At 60.3% G+C, this 18,873-nt stretch carries 17 protein-coding genes and 1 tRNA gene; 13 read left to right on the top strand and 5 right to left on the bottom strand.

What is annotated here, in order from left to right:
* Positions 1-37 precede the first annotated feature (37 nt).
* Together SYN65AY6A5_RS11350 and SYN65AY6A5_RS11345 are read right to left on the bottom strand one after the other, a co-directional pair.
* On the bottom strand, positions 38-1,111 hold the full coding sequence (locus SYN65AY6A5_RS11350) for a sporulation protein (RefSeq protein ID WP_240527782.1): 1,074 nt from the start codon (positions 1,109-1,111) through the stop codon (positions 38-40).
* 195 nt (positions 1,112-1,306) lie between these two features.
* On the bottom strand, positions 1,307-1,723 hold the full coding sequence (locus SYN65AY6A5_RS11345; RefSeq protein WP_011431597.1) for a hypothetical protein: 417 nt from the start codon (positions 1,721-1,723) through the stop codon (positions 1,307-1,309).
* 97 nt (positions 1,724-1,820) lie between these two features.
* Between SYN65AY6A5_RS11345 and recJ the strand changes: the two genes are divergently transcribed.
* From recJ to SYN65AY6A5_RS11300, 9 genes are all read left to right on the top strand, one after another.
* Positions 1,821-4,283, top strand: a complete 2,463-nt coding sequence (gene recJ / locus SYN65AY6A5_RS11340) for a single-stranded-DNA-specific exonuclease RecJ (RefSeq protein WP_240531038.1) — start codon at positions 1,821-1,823, stop codon at positions 4,281-4,283.
* A gap of 22 nt (positions 4,284-4,305) precedes the next feature.
* Positions 4,306-4,971: a metallophosphoesterase gene (locus tag SYN65AY6A5_RS11335; RefSeq protein ID WP_011431599.1), complete on the top strand. Its 666-nt coding sequence runs from the start codon at positions 4,306-4,308 to the stop codon at positions 4,969-4,971.
* A gap of 50 nt (positions 4,972-5,021) precedes the next feature.
* On the top strand, positions 5,022-5,615 hold the full coding sequence (rdgB, locus tag SYN65AY6A5_RS11330; RefSeq protein WP_011431600.1) for an RdgB/HAM1 family non-canonical purine NTP pyrophosphatase: 594 nt from the start codon (positions 5,022-5,024) through the stop codon (positions 5,613-5,615).
* A gap of 192 nt (positions 5,616-5,807) precedes the next feature.
* Positions 5,808-6,929: a hypothetical protein gene (locus SYN65AY6A5_RS11325; RefSeq protein WP_099812685.1), complete on the top strand. Its 1,122-nt coding sequence runs from the start codon at positions 5,808-5,810 to the stop codon at positions 6,927-6,929.
* 15 nt (positions 6,930-6,944) lie between these two features.
* Complete coding sequence (tmk, locus tag SYN65AY6A5_RS11320; protein ID WP_011431602.1) at positions 6,945-7,559, top strand: dTMP kinase; 615 nt, start codon at positions 6,945-6,947, stop codon at positions 7,557-7,559.
* A 123-nt stretch (positions 7,560-7,682) separates the two neighbouring features.
* Positions 7,683-8,669: a CHAD domain-containing protein gene (locus SYN65AY6A5_RS11315; protein WP_099884435.1), complete on the top strand. Its 987-nt coding sequence runs from the start codon at positions 7,683-7,685 to the stop codon at positions 8,667-8,669.
* 91 nt (positions 8,670-8,760) lie between these two features.
* Entirely contained in the window at positions 8,761-9,831 is a 1,071-nt protein-coding gene (locus tag SYN65AY6A5_RS11310) for a spermidine/putrescine ABC transporter substrate-binding protein (protein ID WP_240527779.1), read from the top strand.
* 39 nt (positions 9,832-9,870) lie between these two features.
* A complete protein-coding gene (locus SYN65AY6A5_RS11305) occupies positions 9,871-10,155 on the top strand; it encodes a glutathione binding-like protein (RefSeq protein WP_099812683.1) in 285 nt (94 codons plus the stop codon).
* 76 nt (positions 10,156-10,231) lie between these two features.
* Positions 10,232-10,402, top strand: coding sequence for a chlorophyll a/b-binding protein (locus SYN65AY6A5_RS11300; protein WP_011431605.1), 171 nt, complete (start codon positions 10,232-10,234; stop codon positions 10,400-10,402).
* Between the two features lie 212 nt (positions 10,403-10,614).
* Here the strand turns inward: SYN65AY6A5_RS11300 and SYN65AY6A5_RS11295 are convergent, their stop codons facing one another.
* Complete coding sequence (locus SYN65AY6A5_RS11295; protein ID WP_099812682.1) at positions 10,615-15,198, bottom strand: response regulator; 4,584 nt, start codon at positions 15,196-15,198, stop codon at positions 10,615-10,617.
* A gap of 546 nt (positions 15,199-15,744) precedes the next feature.
* Between SYN65AY6A5_RS11295 and SYN65AY6A5_RS11290 the strand changes: the two genes are divergently transcribed.
* Positions 15,745-16,038, top strand: coding sequence for a hypothetical protein (locus SYN65AY6A5_RS11290; protein WP_240527778.1), 294 nt, complete (start codon positions 15,745-15,747; stop codon positions 16,036-16,038).
* 42 nt (positions 16,039-16,080) lie between these two features.
* On the opposite strand, the gene SYN65AY6A5_RS11285 is transcribed toward SYN65AY6A5_RS11290, so the two are convergent.
* Positions 16,081-16,163 (bottom strand) — tRNA-Leu (locus tag SYN65AY6A5_RS11285).
* A gap of 121 nt (positions 16,164-16,284) precedes the next feature.
* Between SYN65AY6A5_RS11285 and tgt the strand changes: the two genes are divergently transcribed.
* The 3 genes from tgt (at position 16,285) to SYN65AY6A5_RS11270 (ending at position 18,641) form a co-directional block, all read left to right on the top strand.
* Entirely contained in the window at positions 16,285-17,388 is a 1,104-nt protein-coding gene (tgt, locus tag SYN65AY6A5_RS11280; RefSeq protein ID WP_099812681.1) for a tRNA guanosine(34) transglycosylase Tgt, read from the top strand.
* A 101-nt stretch (positions 17,389-17,489) separates the two neighbouring features.
* Positions 17,490-18,101, top strand: coding sequence for a hypothetical protein (locus SYN65AY6A5_RS11275; RefSeq protein ID WP_099835726.1), 612 nt, complete (start codon positions 17,490-17,492; stop codon positions 18,099-18,101).
* 63 nt (positions 18,102-18,164) lie between these two features.
* The gene (locus SYN65AY6A5_RS11270) at positions 18,165-18,641 is read left to right on the top strand and encodes a hypothetical protein (RefSeq protein WP_240527775.1); all 477 of its coding nucleotides are present in this window, start codon (positions 18,165-18,167) and stop codon (positions 18,639-18,641) included.
* Here SYN65AY6A5_RS11270 and SYN65AY6A5_RS11265 read toward each other — a convergent pair.
* A partial coding sequence (locus tag SYN65AY6A5_RS11265) for a transposase (protein WP_206336959.1) occupies positions 18,626-18,873 on the bottom strand: 248 nt, incomplete at its 5' end. The two genes, SYN65AY6A5_RS11270 and SYN65AY6A5_RS11265, sit on opposite strands and share 16 nt — an antisense overlap.

Below are 18,873 nucleotides of genomic sequence, written 5' to 3'. Positions count from 1 at the left end.
GGAATCCCTGAGGGAGAGGGGCTGAATCCGGCTGCCGCTACTCGACGGGCAGGATGCGGGCGTCAAACCCTGCTTCAGCCAGAGCACGCCGCGCCTGTTCGGCATTGGCCCGTTGCCGGTAGGTGCCCACCTGAATCACTGAGCCGCGCACAAAAGCGTCAGGGGCAAACTGCTGGAGCTTGGGCAGCGCCTCTGCCCCGGCGGATACCACCACCCAAAATCCGCCCGTGCCTTCTGCGCGCAGGGATGCGGCAGAGGGGGTGGGATCCTGAACCAGAAGCGGTCGAGAGCGGCGCAGATCGGCGGGGAAGATCCCGGCTTCGTAGCCTTGGTCGGCCAAGTACCGCACCTGTTCGGCGGCAGCAGCGGGGTCGGCAAACCCGCCGGTGCGCACCACCCGCAGGTCGTCGTAGATCAAGGGCAGGGATCCCTCTAGCAGTTGTTGGAGTGCAAGCCATTTTTCACCGCTGGGATCGGCCACCAACACCCAGTAGCGCTCCCCCTGAGGTGGGTTGGAGTCGGGATCCCCCACAGCTTCCTCTCCTGCCAACGACACCGCCACCGCCGGCAGGCCCTGGGCGGTCAGCCAGCGGGCCTGATCCTGCGCCAGCGACAGGCGGGAGAAGGTGCCCGTCTGCAAAGCCGCCTGGCCGCGGTATTGCACCACAGCAGCCCCTGGAAAGAAGCGGCGCACCCGCTCTTCCAGCCGGGGATCCCCAGTAGGGTTGGGCACTTGGGTGGCAAAGGGCCGCTGCGGATCGAAGGGGGGAGCCGTTGGCGCTGGCGGGGCAGGACTGGGGGAGGGAGCGGGAAAAGCGGGCGGCAGGGGCGGATCCGTCTCTTGGCGGCTCACCACCCGCACCGGCAACCCCAGCCGTTCCAATTCCGCTTGGCGGCGTTGGGCGTGGTTGCGGTTGATGAACGTCCCCGCTAAGATGAACACTTGTCCATCCCCTTGCACGAAATAGGCGTCCGGCACCTGGGCGCGCACCTTGGCCAGCTCGGCTGCCCCATCGGCCAACACGTGAACTTGGTAACGCGTCAGCGCCAGAGCAGCAGGCAGGGCGAGGGCAAAAGCTGCCAGAGATCCGGCCACGAGCGCCGTCGCCATCGCCGGTCGCAGCCAAGGGACGCATGGAAGGAGGCCTGTACAAGTCGTCCCCCCTGAGGCAAGCCACAGGCGAGCAATCCATCTGCGGCGGTTACGCAGCCCAGCGTTCACGGGAGAAGCGCAGATTTAGTGTACCTCTAGTATAGACACGCCGCTGGCCGAGGAGGGTTTGACAACCCCTGTCACCTGCGGTCTTCAGAAGCGACGGCGACGATAGCGCTGGCGACTCGGTCGGCGGAGGGCCGGGGATCCCCCCAGAGCAAAGCGGATGATCTCGGTCTTGTACTGCTGTGAGCCCTCCGTGTAGCGGGCAAGCTGGATGGCGGATCCCTGGCCGGAGGGGAGGGCTGGCAGAGACTGCTCCGGCGTTGCGGCTTCGATGGCGATGAAAAACCGCAAGCGCAGCAGCACCTCCAATTTAGACAGTCGCTCGGTCTGTTCGGGCACGAGGCGGCCCAGAGAGATTTGGAGGCGCGGCCCGCGTCGCCGGGATCCGGGGCGGCTCCAGAGCTGTTGGGCCAACGTCCACAGAGAGGCCTGCTCAGGAGATTTGACCAACAGCTTCAGTCCCGCCAAGGGGTTGAGGCCATAGGTAAGCAGCAGAGAATACATGGGCAGCGGACTGAGGAGCAGAGAGGCGTTTTTGGGTTAGGGTCAAAAGATAGCTCATAGGCCAACTGTAGCACTGCTACCCGCTATCTGAAGACCGATGGCCATGGCCGGGATCCCTGACCAACGCTGGCTGTTTCAGCCTGTGAACCCACTGGCTGCCCAGAGCTTGGCTGAGGCGGTGGGGGTCTCGCCCGTCTTGGCTCAGATCTTGCTCAATCGCGGCCTCTCCAGCCCTGCTGCCGTGCAGCAGTATTTGCAGCCGGATCCCGTCCACCTGCCCCCGCCCAGCCAAGATTTTGCCGATTTGCCGCTGGCGGTGGAATTGCTGGAGGGGGCGATTCGCCGACAAGAGCCCATTGCCATCTGCGGCGATTACGATGCCGACGGCATGACCAGCACGGCTCTGCTGCTGCGGGCGCTGCGGGGCGCTCCAGTGTATTACCGCATCCCCAGCCGCCTCAGGGAGGGCTATGGCCTCAACAACCGCATGGTGCAGGAGCTGCACCGCGAGGGGGTACGCCTCATCCTCACCGTGGACAACGGCATTGCCGCCCATGCGCCCATCCAACTGGCCAAAGAGCTGGGCTTGACGGTGATCGTGACGGATCACCACGACTTGCCCCCCCAGTTGCCCCCTGCCGACGCCATCCTCAATCCCAAACAGCTCCCCCTCTCTTCTCCCTATCGGGGGATGGCCGGGGTGGGGGTGGCCTACCTCCTGGCCCAGGCCTTGGCAGAGCGCCGCGGGGACGAACATTTGGAGCGGGTGGCGCTGGAACTGTTTACGGTGGGCACCATTGCCGATTTGGCGCCGCTGACGGGAGTTAACCGCCTTTGGGTGCGGCAGGGGCTGGCTCTCTTGCCCACTTCCCAGGTGGCCGGGATCCGCGCCCTCTTGGCGGTGATGGGAATGACGGGATCCCCAGAGGAGCTGCGGCCAGAGTGGGTAGGGTTTGGCCTGGGGCCGCGCATCAACGCCATTGGGCGGATTGGCCGACCGGAGCTGGGGATCCAGTTGCTGACCACCGACGATCCGCAGCAGGCAGAAAAACTGGCCCGCCGCTGCGAACGCCTCAACCAGGTGCGGCAGCAGATGTGTGGGCGCCTCGAGGCGGAGGCCCTGGAGCAAATCGCCCGGCAAGGGCGGGATCTGCAGCAAGAGCGAGTGTTGACGATTTTGGGATCCCCGCAGCAGCGCTGGCACAAAGGGGTAATTGGCCTGGTGGCCTCGCGGCTGGCGGAGCGTTTTGGCTGTCCGGTGTTTATCGGCAGCCAGTCGCCCCAGGGGGAGATTACCGGCTCGGCGCGGCAGGGGATCCCGGAGTTCGACGTGTTTCAGGCGTTGGAGTTTTGCAAAGATTTGTTCAGCAAACACGGCGGCCACCCGGCGGCGGGGGGATTTAGCCTGAGGGCGGAAAACTGGCCTCTTTTGGAAGAGCGGCTTCGGCAATTTGCCCAACAGCGGTTGCAGCCGGAACAAATCCGTCCCCTGGTGCAGATCGACGCGGAGGTGGCACTGGCGGATCTCACCTTCGACCTCTACCGCGAGCTGCAGCGGTTGCAGCCCTGTGGCATCGGCAATCCGGAGCCGGTCTTTTGCAGCCGCAACCTGCAGGTGTTGCAACAGCAGCGATTTTGCCCACAGCCTGCCCAAAGGGGGGAGGATACCCCCGGCCACCTGAAGCTGCTGCTCCGGGATCCCGTCAGCCGGGGCCTAGACGGGGCAGGATCCTCACTTGCTGCCCCAGCCAAAGCCCGCAGCCGTCCCCTGTGGGCCATTTGGTGGGGAGGGGCCGCCGCCTATCCCCTGCCGGCGCAGATTGACATCGCCTACACCCTCAAGGCCAAAAGGTGGGGGGAAGAAACCCAACTGGAGCTGGAGATTCTTGGGATCCGGCCTGCCGCAGAAGCCAGCTCTGCCGATCTTTCGCCCGCCGCCGTCGCTCCCACCCTCTCCGATGCCAAAGCTGGCGCCCAGGCAGCACCCTCCCCCCTGCTGATCTACCGCCCTGCCCCCCAGCCCACCCAACCGCTGCGTTGGCAGGCTGTATCTCGATTTTCTGCCCTCCTGCCCCAGGCGCGGGGAACGATCCTCCTCTACGGCTTCCGGCGCCCTACGTTTGTCCTGCCACCGAAGCAGCATCCCTCCCTGACCCTCCACTACGACCGCCCCCAAGCTGGCCATCGCTACAACCAACTGTGGCTGTGGAGTTGGCCTCCCTCTTTGGATCACCTCAAGTGGTTGCTCTCCTGCACTCCCGGCGACGCGCTGCTGATTGTCCTGCACCACCAGGCGGTGCCTCTGCCCTCCGCCGCTGCCTTACAACGGCAATTGCGCCACTACCTGCAAAACCAAGCCCAGGTGGATCTGTTACGCTTGGCCCAGCAATGGTGGCTGTCGCCAGCGCTGTTAGTGGCCGGCCTGCGCTCCCTGGGGTATGCCTGTCCAGAGTTTGGCCCGACAGGATCTTTGGAAGAGGAGCTGGAGGCCCAGCGGGCCTGGTACCGCAGCTCTTGGCAACAAGTGGCTGCCCTGCTGCAGGGATCTCGTCCGCAATAGACCCCTCGCTTCCCGCCAGCCTATGGGAATTAAACTGCTCCTCGGCTCCGACTACCACGGCAACGACCGGCTGATCCGGCAGGCCCTTGACCATCTGCCCCAAGTGGATGCTTACATCAACTGCGGCGATTTCTGTTCCAAGGCCGGCAAGCCCTCCTGCAAAGCCACTCAAGGCTTTCACCCCACAGCCCAAGCCGAGGTGGCCCAGTTGCAATCTTTTCTGGCGGCGGTGGACAGTCTGGGCAAGCCCTGGCTCTTTTTGCCCGGCAACCACGATCCGGCAGCCTCTGTTCTGGAGCCGCTGGCTGGCAGTTGGGGGCGGGCGATTACCCAGTCCTGTTGCTTTGAGTGGCTGGGGCTCCAAGTGCTGGCGGTGCCCTGGACTCCCCCCTGTGGTTGGAGCTGGACCCTCACCCGCAGCCATCTGCAGGAGCTGCTCACCCTCTACGGTCAACCTCCTCGCCCCATTGACCTGTTGCTCAGCCACGCGCCGCCGCGGGGCCTGTTGGACGAAGGCGGAAAATGGTACCACCGCCGCATGCCCACCTTGCGCCCCTTGGTGGATCACCTGCAGCCGCGCTACTACATCTGCGGCCACATGCACTGGGACGGGGGCAAGGTGGAGCGGTGCGGATCCACCCTGGTGATCAACACGGCGCTGCACAACATGGTTCTGGAAATCCCCTGAGCCCCTGGGCAGCCCCCCCACTGTCTGCTGGTTTCCCCTAAGATACCCTTATGGCACGCCCCTTGATCTTGGCCAGCAGCAACTCCGGCAAATGGCGGGAGTTCAGCACCTTTTTTCAGCTCCATGCCCCTGCCTGGGAGCTGCGCCCCCTGCCTGCCGAGCTGACTGTGGAAGAGAGCGGCAGCACCTTTGCCGAAAATGCCCTTCTCAAGGCCAAGGCCGTGGCAGAATCGCTGGGGGAGTGGGCCATTGCTGATGACTCCGGCCTGGCGGTGGCAGCCCTTGGCGGCGCCCCCGGGATCCACTCCGCTCGCTATGCCCCCGACGATGCCGCCCGCATCCAGCGGCTGCTGCGGGAGATGGAAGGGATCCCCAACCGCCAAGCCAGCTTTCACTGCGCCATTGCCCTTGTCGATCCCCAGGGCCAGGTGCGGGCCTTGGTGGAGGGCATCTGCCACGGGGAGATCCTGGCTCAGCCGCGGGGCAAGGGAGGGTTTGGCTACGACCCCCTCTTTTGGGTGCCCGAAGTGGGGCTGACCTTCGCCGAGATGAGCCCGGCGCAAAAAGAAGCGGTCGGCCACCGCGGCCAGGCCCTGAGAGCCCTGAAAGAACAGCTCCTCATCTTGGAGCGCAGTCTAGGCTAGCTTGAAGGTACGGCTGCATTCTCCACGAGGGGGGCCGAGACAATGGCAGCAGCCTGGGCCAGAAAAGGTTTCACGAGGCCGCGGGGGGGATCCCTTGAACCCTAAGGCTGCAGCTCTGTGGATCCTACCTGTCAAAAGGTTTCCTCGGTACAGGAAGATGGGAGTGCCAGTTTTGCGTTGGGAGCCTGAAGAATGACCTTCTCTGAGGAGCGCGATCCAAGCCGGGATCCAAACCGTATTCCAGACTCAACGGCTGCTGCCGGCGAGGGAAGCCGCGGCCAAGCTCCCAACAGCCCAGAGTCCCAAGGCCGGCGTTCCCCGCCCCCCTTGCCGGAGGACGGCTCTACTCCCTCCACTGGAGGTGCCGAAGACTGGCTAGAGGATGAGGAGAGGCAAAACGATGGCAAGACGTCCGCTGCTCGTCTCTCTGGGCGCGGAGGACAGAGGGCCAGCTCAGCCCGAGAAGCTGCCGCCGGATCTTCGCGGGGTGCCGAGACGGAGTCCTCTCGGCCCCGGCCCAGCCGTGCCGGACAAGCCTTGGTTCCCCGGCGCCCTATCTCCAGCAACTGGGGTTACGACGGATCCGCCCGCTCTGCCGCCTATGCCGGCTCCTACCGGAGCGACTCCAGCCGTTCTGCAGCTTACGGCTACACCCCCAGCTACGGGGGCAGGGGGGGATATGGAGGGGGAGGACGCAGCAGCAGCTCTTCAGGGGGAGTCTCCTCCTCAGATCTGACCATCCTGCTGGTGGTGGCCCTGCTGGCCTTCTTCGGCGGGTTTGCCATCCGCAACATCTTTGCCGAGTCGGGCGGCTTTGACGATGAGCGCCCCATCCGCGCTGCCAATGTGCCGGCGGCCTTCCGGGATTTTTGCTTTGCCTACAACGGCACGGCTTCCTTTACCGTGGTGCAACTGACCAGCGTCTCTGCCCTCACCATGGCTTCGGTGCCCATTTACAAGATGGACACCTGCACCATCCCTGTCAGCCAAACGGCCAATGCCCTCCAAGCTTTGGGCATCCGCGGGCGGGCAAACACCTTGGGCCCGCAACTGGGCGGATCCAACCTCACCCTGATCCAGATCCCCTTGGCCAGCAGCTTGGCCCGCGCCGTCTACAACCAGTTTCCCAGCTTAGCCACTCAGGGTAATGAGGCCCAGGTTTTGTCCCAACTGGAAACCGCCGTCAACAACGCGCTCCGCTCCAACGTGGAGGGGCTGGCCCTGCAAAACCTGGAGCCCACCAACATCCCCGACGTGTACGTGATGGTGCCGGGCCACTCCTTTGATTTGCAACCGCAGCTTAATCTGCGCTAGCCCCCTGACGGCGCCGTGTTCATTACTCTAGAAGGCGGGGAGGGGGTGGGCAAAACCACCCAGCAAGCCCTCTTGGCCGAGCGGCTGCAACGAGAAGGCTACGCCTGCGTGTCTACCCGCGAGCCGGGAGGGACGGCGCTGGGCGAAGCGCTGCGGGAGCTGCTGTTGCACGGGGATCCCTTGACGCCGCTGGCCGAGCTGCTCCTGTACGCTGCGGATCGGGCTGAACACGTGAACAAGGTCATCGCGCCGGCTCTCGCGGTGGGACAAGTGGTGATCTGTGATCGCTTCACCGATTCCACCTTGGCCTACCAGGGCTACGGTCGAGGCCTGAACTTGGAGCAGATCCGCCAGCTCAACCACTTGGCCACCGGCGGGCTGCAGCCGCAGCTTACCCTGTGGCTGGATCTTGCTCCCGAAGTGGGGCTGGCGCGCTCCCGTCTTGGCGACAAGCTCGAACAGGAGCACCTGGAGTTCCACCGCCGGGTTTACCGCGGATTTCAAGCTCTAGCCGCCGCAGAGCCGCAGCGGATTGTCCGCATTGACGCCGGGGGATCCCCCCTGGAGGTGGCTGCCCGCATCTGGTCGGTGGTCAAGCCTCGCCTGCTGGCAGCAGTCCCAAGGCCCTAGACGAAAGGTTAAGATTTGGTTAAAAAGGGGGGAGCAGGGGGCGGCTCAAGCTAGCCTAGGTAGGCTAGGGCAGGGGAGTTTGCCGCTCTTTGGAGTTGTTGTCGTGGGTAGAGAAGACTTGCGGTGGACATCATTGCTGCTGAATCGAAAACTGAGAGCCTCGGCAAGGCGGAGTCCTCGGAGTCACTCTTGCTCTCGTCTTCAAGCTTGCCCCCGCTAGCTGCTTTGGCCCACCAACTGCTGAGCCAGCAATGGCAGCGGCTGCAGAAGCATGTGGGGAGAGTGCTCAAGCACCACCCGGAGGCGGCAGAATCCCTTCATCAGATCCGGGTGAGCTTGCGCCGCATCGGCACCTGGGTGGAGGTGTTTCAGGGATCCCTGCGCCTGCCCAAGCCGCTCAGGCCCAAACGTTTGCGAAAGTTGATCAAGACGCTGGGCCAGCAGCGGGATCTGGACGTGTTGCTAGAAATCCTCCACGAACCCTGTTGGCAAGGGATCCCGGCAGACCAGCAGGCGGAGCTAGAGGAGCTGAAGGAAAAGCTGCAGCGGCGCCAAGCTCAAGCCGAGAAACACTCCCGCCGCATTCTGGCAGAGGAGGACTTCCTGAAGTTCCAGGCTGCTTGCGAAGAGTGGCTGGTTTCTCCTCGCTACTGGCCTGCGGCCCAGCTTCCTGTGCAGGAGAGCTTGCCCCATCTTTTGGCGCCGCTAGTAGCGGCGTGGTTCCTGCAGCCGGGTTGGCGGATCCCGGCCTTCCCCGAAACCGAAGCTCAGGCTGAACAACTGCATGACCTGCGCAAAGCCACCAAACGCCTGCGCTACCAGCTAGAGTTTTTTGCCCCCTTCTACGGAGAGACCCTCCAAAGCTGGGTGAAGGCCCTCAAGCGTCTGCAGGAACAGTTGGGCCGCTTTAACGACTTGCAAGTTCTCCAGGCCCAGCTACCTGCCGACTCAAGCTTGCAGAACTGGCTGCAGGAACAACAGAAGCTGGCTCTCCAAGATTGGCCCACGCAGCAACAGCGTTACTGTAACCCTGCCGAGCAGCAGCGGCTATATCAGTTGCTCTTCTTGGTTGGGGAGAACAGCAACGGGGAAGTCCAGGTGGTAGGCTAGAGCAGGGGTTTGAACTGCAGTTGGCCGGACAGGATCGCTCCAGATCCATGGCTAGGTGTAAGGGCGACGTCCAGCTCCACTAGGTTTGAAAATGCCCATGAAAAAGAGAATTGCCACGGCCGTTGCTTTGCTCTGCTGTCTACTGGCCCTACTTTTCTTTTGGCGCTTAGGAACTGCTGCCCGAAAACCAACCCTCCAACTCTACATCTGGTCGGAATACATTGACCCAGCCATTCTCACGGCCTTTGAGAAAGCCACTAACAGCCGCGTAGTGGTGAGTGTGTACGAGTCCAACGAGGACATGATTGCCAAGCTGCGGGGGGGCGGCGTCAGCCAGTACGACATTGTCGTGCCCACCGATTATGTGGTGCCCAACATGGTGGAGCTGGGCCTGCTGCAGCCTCTCAACAAAAACCTCATTCCCAATCTCCGCAACCTGGACGAGAAGTTTGTCGGCTTGCCCTTTGACCCAGAAAACACCTACACCGTTCCCTACCAGTGGGGCACCACCGGCATTGGCTACCGCAAAGACCGCCTGCCGGAAAACTTTGAGCGTTCCTGGGGGCTGATCTTTGATCCTAAGCAGCAGTACGGCCCCTTTGTGATGATCGACGAGATGCGCTCTATGCTTGCGGCTGCCGCCTTCTACCTGGGCTTTGACCCCAGTACTACCGTTCCCGCAGAGCTGCAGCAGATTCAGGAGCTGTTGATTCAAGCCAAACGCCGCAGCGCCGGTCTCATTGGCGGGGTGGGCGGCAAAAATCAACTGGTCTCCGGGACAGCCAATGTGGCGGTTGTCTACAGCGGTGATGCCCTGCAAGCTGCCGAAGAAAATCCCAACATTGGCTACTTTGTCCCCCGCGAGGGCGCCCACATTTGGCTTGACGTGATGGCTATCCCTGCCAAAGCTCCTAACCCAGAGCTGGCCAACCGCTTCATCAACTTCATTTTGGATGCCGAGGTCGGCGCTCAACTGAGCAACTACAACCGCTTCGCCACCCCCAACGCCGCAGCGCTGCCCATGATCAACCCAGAAGATCGGCAAAACCCGGCCATCTACCCCGATGAAGAAACCTTTGCCAAACTGGGCTACCTCAAGGTGCTGTCAGGGGAAGAGCTGCGCCTCATCGACGCCCTCTGGACAACGGTGAAAAGCAGGTGATGTACCCCTGTCTCTCGTGCTGATGCGTAGACGCGGCGCTTGTTTGGGGTGGTGGCACGGGTCTTGGCCGAGTCGGAGTACCTGGCGGGCGACTACTCCATCGCCGACATTGCCAGCTTCCCCTGGATGCGAGGCTACCCACGGCAGGGGCTGAACATCGAAGAGTTCCCCAACGTCCAACGCTGGTTGGCGGCCATCGAGGCCCGCCCCGCGGCGCAGAAGGGCCTGCAACTGCTGGCAGAGGCGCGCCGATCCCCCGACCAGCCCCTCAGCGACGAGGAACGGCAAGTCCTGTTTGGCGACCGCCAATACCAAAGGCGCTAGGCTAAAGAGGGGAAGTCGAACTTGTTAGCTCTCGACACAAAACTTGACAGTTTTTAATACTTGAGCCACATTGGAGATGTCACCCACTGATGGAGTTAAAACCATGGAGAACCAAGAAGCTAAGTTTGGCTTTACCCCCTTTGCCGAAAAATGGAATGGCCGTCTGGCGATGTTGGGCTTTGTGATTGGCGTGGCCACCGAGTTGCTGACCGGCCAAGGGATCCTCTCTCAAATTGGCCTGATGTAAGCCCAACCCGCCCGATCGATCGGGTTGAAGCACTAGCTAGATACTGTCTGCCCGGCTGTCCTCTCCCAGATTGATCAAGCAGCCGGGCTTTTGCCGCAATTTCGAGCCAGAACGAGGCCCAAACAGCTGCACCAATTTGCTCCTCTTGATCCCCATCTCCCCTCTCCCTTTGGGAGAGGGGCTGGGGGTGAGGGCGACAAGTCTAAGAAGCCCTAGGCCTCCAAATCCTGCAAGTACTGGCGAATGTCGGCCAAGATCCGCTCCAGCTCCTCCAGCTTCTGGGAAGCGCTGGCCCAGGCTAGCTCATCAGCCTGGGATCCCTGCTGGGCCAGTTGCACCCCCAGGTGCTCGAGCTCGCGGGCTGCTTGAGAAAAGGCATGGGCCCCCACGTTGGCGCTGGCTCCCTTGAGGCGGTGGGCAATTTTTCTCAAGTCTTCAGCATTACCCGCTGCAACGGCTTGGCGCAGCCGCGGCAACAGGTTCTGGCAATCCTGGACGAACACCTGCAGCAGCTCCCGCTGAAACTGGCTGTCGCCGCCCGTAGCCCGCTCCAAGTAAGCCGAGTCGATGGGATAGGGCAGCGTGGGATCAGAGTTGCCGCTGGCACCCTTAGGAGAAGGCGGAGCGGGCGAAGCCACCTCGGAGGTAGGCCCATTGGCTGCTCCTAGTGCGGAGGAGGCGATCTGGCGGCTCCAGTAGTTGATCACTCTCTCCAAATCCTCCTTTAGCACCGGCTTACTGAGATAGTCGTCCATCCCTGCTTGCAGGCAGCGCTCCCGATCCTCGTGCATAGCGTTGGCCGTGATGGCAATCACCACGGTGTGGTGGCCAGATCCCCGCTCCCGCTGGCGCAGACGGCGCGTGGCCTCGTAGCCGTCCATCACCGGCATTTGGCAATCCATGAGAATAAGGTCATATCTGACCTGCTGTAGGAGATCCAATACCTCCTGACCATTGGCCACCACATCGGCCTTGTAGCCCAAACTCTCGAGCTGGCGCAAAGCCACCTTTTGGTTGACGGGGTTGTCTTCTGCTAGCAGGATGCGCAGCGATTGACGGGGACGATCCTCCCTGGGGGTCGTCTGAGGGAGGACGGGACTCATTCCCAAGAGCGAAGTGGATAAACCAGAAGATTTCCCCAGCGCCATGACCAGCGCTTCCTGCAGACGGCTTTGTTTTACCGGCTTAACCAAGTAGGCGGCAAAGCCGATTTCGGCAGCGCGGCGGGAGTGCTCCCCCAGTCCCAGGGAGGTCATCATCACCAGTTGCGTCTCGGCCAGTTGTGGATCTGCCTTGATCCAGCGGCCCAAGGTCTCCCCATCCACCTCTGGCATTTGCATATCCAAAACGGCCAGGGGGAAGGGTCTGCCTTCCCGAACGGCTTGGCGCAGTTTGTCCATAGCCTGATAGGCATTTTCGGCCTCTTCCACCACCATTCCCCAAGCCGTGGCCTGGCAGCGCAGGATCTTGCGATTGGTGGCATTGTCGTCCACTACCAACAGCCGCTTGCCCTGCAAATCCACCGGGACACGAGCAGAAGGCTGGGCAAGCTGCTGGGCATAGGGCTGCCGCTCCAGGGTCAGCTCAACGCTGAAGGTGCTGCCGCGGCCCTCCTCGCTCTCTAGGAAAATCTTGCCCCCCATCAGCTCTGTCAGTTGCTTGCAAATGGCCAGGCCAAGTCCTGTGCCCCCGTACTTGCGGGTGGTGGAGGCATCCACTTGGGTAAAGGGCTGAAACAGCTTGGCTTGGGCCTCCTTGGGGATCCCGATCCCTGTATCCCTTACCGAAAGCCGGAGCTGGACGTGGGTGGTTGTTTCCTGCATCAGCTCGGCCTGGATGACCACCTCCCCTTGATGGGTAAACTTAATGGCATTGCTTACCAAATTGTTGAGGATTTGCCGTAGTCGCGACGCATCCCCCCGCAGATAGCGCGGCACTTCCGGCGGCATGAGCACTGCCAGCTCCAATCCCTTGGCGTGGGCAGTGGGGGCAAACAGATCCGCCACCTCTTCCAGACACGAGCGGAGATCGAAATCTAGGATCTCCAGCTCCATTTCCCCGGCCTCCAATTTGGAGAAGTCCAGGATGTCGTTGATGAGGGTGAGCAGCGCATCGCCGCTGACGCGGATGGTCTCTACAAAGTCCCGCTGTTCTGCATTGAGGGGGGTCTCCAGCAGCAGGCCCGTCATCCCCAGTACCGCGTTCATGGGGGTGCGGATCTCGTGGCTCATGGTGGCTAAGAAGCTGCTTTTGGCCTGTGCAGCCTGCTCAGCTGCTTTGCGGGCCTGCTCCAGCTCCAGGCTGCGCTTTCTCTCCCGTTCCAAAAGGGCTGCCTGGGTGAGGGCAATGCCAATTTGGTTGGCCAACTGCGACAGCAGCTCCATCTCAAACGGCTGCCACTGACGCGGGCCAGAGCACTGGTGGGCCAGCAACAACCCCCACAACTGCTGCTCCAAAAACAGCGGCACCACCAAGTTGGCCCTGACCTGCATTTTTTGCAGCAGCTCTAGGTAACAAGGCTCCAGTCCTTCACTTTCCACATCGCTAACAACGCGAACGCGGCCCTGGCTGTAGAGCTGGGCGTACTTTTCCTGAAAACAGGGATCCTCGATCACCTCTCCCAGCAAGGAGGGGATCCCCGGCTGAGTTTTCTCTTTGGAGATGATCCCAGAACCATCCGGCTGGAAGCGGTAGACCAAGACTCGGTCGGCTTTGAGCAGGGCTTGGATTTCTGTTACCGTCGTCTCTAGGATCTCGGCGATATCCAAAGATTCGCGGATCTTCAAGCTGAGATTGGCTAGCAACTGAGCCCGGCGGTTTTGCCGCTCCAATTCCTCTGCCGCTTTCTTCTGCTCAGTAATGTTGCGGAAGATGCCTCGCGTAGCCACCATCACTCCATCTTCAAAGCGGCAGTTGACATTGCCCTCCAACCAAACAGTTTCACCAGTGGCCGTGAGGAAAGCTGTCTCTACCCTCTCCAGTTTCTCCCCCGATAGAAGCTTCTGGAAAAGAGCCTGGCAGTGCTCCCGGCAGTCGGGATGGAGAATGTCGAAGAGGGTCATTTGATAAACTTGAGCTTCGTCATAGCCCAAGGTCTCTTTCCAAGCGCGGTTGACATATAAAAAGTGCCCTTCAGCATCCACGCTCTGGATGAGGTCGCTGGCATTTTCAAAGAGATCCCGGTAGCGCTCTTCGCTTTCTTTCAAGGCCAGCTCCGCCAGCTTGCGGTCGGTGATGTCGATGCCGGTGCTCATGAGAAACTCTGCCTCACCGTTGGCACCGATTAAGGCGGTATTGGTCCAGTCAATCAGCCGCAGTGCCCCTTGCTTGGTGCGCCAAAAATTCTCATGGCGATTCAAAAAGAGGGAATAGTTGCCCTTGAGCTGTTCAAAAGCTTGCTTTACACTGGGCACGTCCTCCGGTGGGATCAAACCTAAGTCCCATAGCAGCCGGCCCTTGACCTCTGCCAGCGAGTAGCCAGAAAGCTGCTCGGCAGCGCGGTTGAAGCGCAAAATGTGTCCCTCAGGATCCAGAACCACCACCAGCGCCCCTGCCGTATCGATAACCGCGTTGGTAAAATCTCGCTCTTGCTTGAGGGATCGCTCTGCCTTTTCCCGCTCAGCACTTTCTCGGCGAATGAGGGAGTAAACAGCAGCCAAGATGCAGTAGGTAAACGTTAGACCCGCTAGCAGGATGGCATTGGTGCGGCTCCAGGCTAGCTGAAACTGATCGCTACTTTGCTGCAGCCAGCGGTGATCTTCCTCTTCTAGCGACGCTACCACGTCGACAATCCGCTGCCTCAATTTTTCCTCTTCCTGACTTTGCAGCGCTTCTTGAACCGCAGATAGCTCCCCTTGCTTCCTCAGCTCAATCAAATCATGGTTGAGTTTCAGCCACGGCGCCAGCAGCAGCTCTAGCCGGCTCAGGTGCTCTTGCTGCACGGGATCCAAGGCCGCAAATTCCTGTAGCCGATTCAGAAGAGCAAACAGCGAATCGGTGCTTGTCTGATAGCTCCGTAAGAAGCTCGCATTGCCTGTAAGGAGATAGCTGCGCTTGTGGACTTCTGCGGCCTGCACTTCTCTTAGCAGCTTCTCTAGAACCTCGTGCTCTTCTAGAAGCTGGGTTACCTCCCTGTTGATCTGGGGCAGACGGGAAGCAGCGCGGTGGGCGGAGTAGGCGATCCCTGCCAAGATCAGGGCAGCCAGGCCAAAACCAGCGGTAACTTTGAGGAGAAAGCGGTTTTTGCGGGCAGGTTTAGTATCCCCCGACTTAGGCAGCAGACGCGTCTGAGCCAGTTCCCTCAAAGTACGGCGCAGCTCCAACTGAGCTACTACCTGATGGGCCAGAGCCTTGAGCTGCTCCAATTGCTCCGGCCTAAGCTGCCGAGGCTGATAATCGACAACGCAAAGCGTGCCCAGGGCCTGCCCTTCTAGAGTTACCAAGGGAATGCCAGCGTAAAAGCGAATGTGGGGCTCTTGAGCGACAAACGGGTTATCGGCAAAGCGGGGATCCTGAGTGGCATCGGGCACCACCAGCGGCTCTTTAGGCGACAAGATGGCGTGGGCGCAGAAGGCCACATCCCGTGGGGTCTCCTGCACATCGACGCCGAATTTGGCTTTAAACCACTGGCGGTGTTCGTCGATAAGGCTGACCAGAGCAATGGGCGTGCCGCAGATGTGGGCAGCCAGCCGCACGAGTTCGTCAAAGCTGTTCTCAGGAGCGGTGTCCAAAATCTGATACTGCCGCAGGGCAGCCAGCCGCTGCTCTTCGTTGGGAGGGAGGGGGGCCTTAGGCATAGGTCAAACTAAGCGGAGAGGAAGGGTTCCGATCCACCGATCTCGGAGGTCGATAGTCTCAAGGTAAAAGAGGTAACCCCAGCATAACTTCCAAGCCTCTCCACCGGAAGCTACAGGGATCCGATCCCCAAACCAGCTTCCCGTTGGTTCGGTTCGCTACATTTTCACCACGCCTGCGTCAGCTACTCTAGCTCCTGCAAACGAGCCAAAATAAGAGTCTGAGCCGTGGCCCGTCCAGAGCCGCCGCGGGCAGAAGGGAAAAAGACTTACCGGATCCCAGTTTCAGTATTTATACTGATGTCAAAGATGAGAAAGCTTAATAATCTTCCTCTAATGCATTTGGTTTCACTTACCCTATAAATAATCAAATCCTAACATTTTTAAGCAAGCTTCGAGTTGAAATTTCTCAACGGAAGACTTACTATAGAGCGACGAGCTTTGTAAAGGGGGAATACTCTCAGTCATGCAAAAACTCCAAGACAGTTTGGTAAAAGCTCTGAGCATCGATGGAGCACTGGGGTAGCGCTGGGGGATTGGAAAACCGGGATGTGCCTGGGATACAAGGGTACCAACAGCCCTGCCTTTCCCGAAGCTAATCTAGAGCTGGCTGTTGCCGGAAACACAGAGGTGATCCGCGCTAAGATGCGAGCTGCGGAGTCCCTTGGATTCACTGACAGAATTGAAGAGATACTTATCATTCTGGAGACTCAGTACCACCTGATGTATCTACTCAGGAATATACCTGGCTTGTTTTTCTATCTGGCCCTGGATCGAGAGAAAGGAAACCTGGCCCTTGCCCGTATTAAGCTGGCTCAAATTGAAAAGGAGCTGACTCTGTAAGAGGAAGTAGAGGTGAAGCCAGAGATCTTAGCTGTACTTAGATGCGGAACCGGGGACTTGAACCCCGATGGCATTGCTGCCACTAGAACCTGAATCTAGCGCGTCTACCATTCCGCCAGTTCCGCGGTGATCTATAAGGATGCCCAAGGAAAGGGATCCTTGTCAAGGTCTGAGGCGGGCTTTGGAAGGGGATCCTGCCCTTATGCTAAGCTCGGCTGCGCACTCACTGGATCCAGAGCGCTAACTTTGGCAGCTTTTACCTTTGTTTGCGAGGGCACTTGTCCCAATACCCAGGCGCGGGCAGGATACTTCATTACCCCCCACGGGGAGATCCCCACCCCCTGCTTCATGCCGGTGGGGACTTTGGCCAATGTGAAAACCCTCACCCCTGCCCAACTCAAGGAAACCGGCGCCCACATTATCCTCAGCAACACCTATCACCTCCACCTCCAGCCTGGCGAAAGCATCATCCAAGAGGCCGGGGGGCTGCACCGCTTCATGGCTTGGCCGGGCCCCATCCTCACGGATTCGGGCGGCTTTCAGGTCTTCAGCCTCAGCGCCATCCGCCAAATCGACGAGGAAGGGGTAACGTTTCGCTCGCCCCGCGATGGCCGTCTCATCCGTTTCACCCCGGAGCTGTCTATCCAGATCCAAAATGCCCTGGGGGCAGACATCATCATGGCCTTTGACGAGTGCCCGCCCTATCCTGCTAGCCCTGAGGCGGTGGCGGCAGCGGTGCGGCGGACTACTCAATGGCTGAAGCGCTGCGTGGAGGCCCACCGCCGCTCAGACCAGGCTTTGTTTGGCATTGTCCAGGGCGGGGTTTACCCGGAGCTGCGTCGGCAGGCAGCAGAAGAAGTCTGCCGGCTGGATCTGCCCGGCTATGCCATCGGCGGCGTCAGCGTGGGAGAGCCGGTGGAGCTGATGCACGCGGTGGTACGACAAACAGCTCCTCTGTTGCCGGCGGATCGCCCCCGTTATCTTATGGGGGTAGGCACCTATGCCGAGATGCGGGCGGCAGTGGCTGCCGGCGTGGACTTGTTTGACTGCGTCATTCCCACGCGCTATGCCCGCCACGGCACCGTGATCAGCCGCGGCCAACGCTGGAACATCAAGAACGCCGAACACCGCCGCAGCCTAGATCCCATTGATCCCGACTGTCCCTGCTACACCTGCCGCCACTTCAGCCGCGCCTATTTATGCCACCTCATCCGCGCCCAAGAGATCCTGGGCTACACCTTGCTTTCCATCCACAACATCACGGAGCTGATGCGCTACACCCAAAAGATGCGCCAGGCCATCCTGGAAGGCAAATTTCATGAGAACTGGGATCCGTGGCGCGAGGGCTGAGCCTCCTCGGAAAGCTTCGTCAATATCAGTAAATGTTCGTGGGTTAGGCTTCCTAATCGCTACAATGAGCGAAGAACCTAGTCTTAACCTCGGAGAGGAGCATGGCTATTCGCACCCTGCAAAGTGTAATTGAGCAGCATATTCCTGGGCTCCCTGGCCTCATCGCCGTCTTGGTAGGGCGGGTCACGGATGGCAAAACGGTAGCCAAAGTAACTTACGCCCGCGATGCCCAGGAAGAACAGGCGCTGGAACTTTTGGGCACCTACGCCAGCGATTTGCTCCAAGCCAACAACCGCCTTTGCCAAACGGTCAGCCCTGAGGAGGAGACGGATTACCTCACAACGGGCTCATCTCATGTGCGGGTGATCCTGAAGTCTTTCCCCAAAAGTCCCTACTTTGTTTTGTTTTTGACCCGCTCCATCACCGACCTCAAAGCAATTTCAGAGCGGATCAAAGCTATCCTCATCGACGGCAAACCGCTGCTGCCTCCTGTTCAAGACGGCACCCTATCCACTGCTCAGGCTTTGATTAGCTACGCCAAGCGCTACGCTCCGGATCCCAACTTTGTCATGCTGCGCTTGTCCCTAAAAACGGGCATTGACCGCATCCGCCTAGAAAAAGGCACCCTAAACCCCCAGGAGCTCCGCATTCTCCACAAAGCGGTATCTGAGGTATTGGGGGTAGAGCGCTTGCCTATTGCCTTGCCTAGCTAAAGGCTAAGGTTGTAGAAGTCGTCAACTGTTGCCCCTTCCTATCGCCTCGAGCTCAAGCCACCTATGTTGGAGCATCTACGCCTTGACCGCGAGCGCAAGCTCATTTCTCTCTTTGGCGAGCCGGTGATTTTCCACTGCCACCACTACAACCTATTCCTGCAGCAGACCATTGAGGATCCCGACTGGATTGACGGGGTGAGCATCCTGCGCAAGGCAGCTCAGGAGATCTTCTACAGCTTGCTCCAAGGTGCTTTTAAGACTTTGGGAGTGCAGCAGGCAGCAGAGCGGCTGGCGGTGGCATCCCAGGTGTTCAGCTTTCTCGGCTTGGGGCGACTGGAGCTGCAGGCCAGCCCCAGCGGCGGCGAAGCCCAGCTCACCCACTCCCACTACGCAGAAGGCTGGCTGAGCAAGTACGGGGATCAGCTCAACCGCACCCGCCCTATCGACCACTTGGCCGTGGGCTATGTGGCAGCGGCGCTGGATGCCACTTTTGCCGAGCTGGGCAGCTACAGCCTGTTAAGGACTCAAGGGGTACAATAGCAGCACTTAGCAAACCAACTTCGGAAGGAGGATGGATTGATCAGTAGTAAAGAAGTCTTCACTATCTGCTCCATGCTATATTTCCCAATTCTGCAAAGCTGCCGAATAAAATGCTTCAACACCGACCACATCATCTCAATGGGATTCAACTCCGGCGCATACACAGGCAGGTATAGGATTCGTGCTCCTGTCCCCCTAATCAATTCCTCAACTTCCCGACTCTTGTGGATAT

Origin of the sequence: Synechococcus sp. 65AY6A5, from assembly GCF_002760415.1 — a bacterium.
Classification (GTDB): Bacteria; Cyanobacteriota; Cyanobacteriia; order Thermostichales; family Thermostichaceae; genus Thermostichus.
Note: the sequence above shows the minus strand (reverse complement) of the source record. Positions and strands in the feature narration are given on the sequence as shown.

Bases quoted from the DNA above. Each gene is read 5' to 3' on its own strand.
- SYN65AY6A5_RS11350 (WP_240527782.1), bottom strand. From the start codon at position 1,111: ATGGCGACGGCGCTCGTGGCCGGATCTCTGGCAGCTTTTGCCCTCGCC.
- SYN65AY6A5_RS11345 (WP_011431597.1), bottom strand. From the start codon at position 1,723: ATGTATTCTCTGCTGCTTACCTATGGCCTCAACCCCTTGGCGGGACTG.
- recJ (WP_240531038.1), top strand. From the start codon at position 1,821: ATGGCCATGGCCGGGATCCCTGACCAACGCTGGCTGTTTCAGCCTGTG.
- SYN65AY6A5_RS11335 (WP_011431599.1), top strand. From the start codon at position 4,306: ATGGGAATTAAACTGCTCCTCGGCTCCGACTACCACGGCAACGACCGG.
- rdgB (WP_011431600.1), top strand. From the start codon at position 5,022: ATGGCACGCCCCTTGATCTTGGCCAGCAGCAACTCCGGCAAATGGCGG.
- SYN65AY6A5_RS11325 (WP_099812685.1), top strand. From the start codon at position 5,808: ATGACCTTCTCTGAGGAGCGCGATCCAAGCCGGGATCCAAACCGTATT.
- SYN65AY6A5_RS11310 (WP_240527779.1), top strand. From the start codon at position 8,761: ATGCCCATGAAAAAGAGAATTGCCACGGCCGTTGCTTTGCTCTGCTGT.
- SYN65AY6A5_RS11300 (WP_011431605.1), top strand. From the start codon at position 10,232: ATGTCACCCACTGATGGAGTTAAAACCATGGAGAACCAAGAAGCTAAG.
- SYN65AY6A5_RS11295 (WP_099812682.1), bottom strand. From the start codon at position 15,198: ATGCCTAAGGCCCCCCTCCCTCCCAACGAAGAGCAGCGGCTGGCTGCC.
- SYN65AY6A5_RS11290 (WP_240527778.1), top strand. From the start codon at position 15,745: ATGTGCCTGGGATACAAGGGTACCAACAGCCCTGCCTTTCCCGAAGCT.
- SYN65AY6A5_RS11275 (WP_099835726.1), top strand. From the start codon at position 17,490: ATGGCTATTCGCACCCTGCAAAGTGTAATTGAGCAGCATATTCCTGGG.
- SYN65AY6A5_RS11270 (WP_240527775.1), top strand. From the start codon at position 18,165: ATGTTGGAGCATCTACGCCTTGACCGCGAGCGCAAGCTCATTTCTCTC.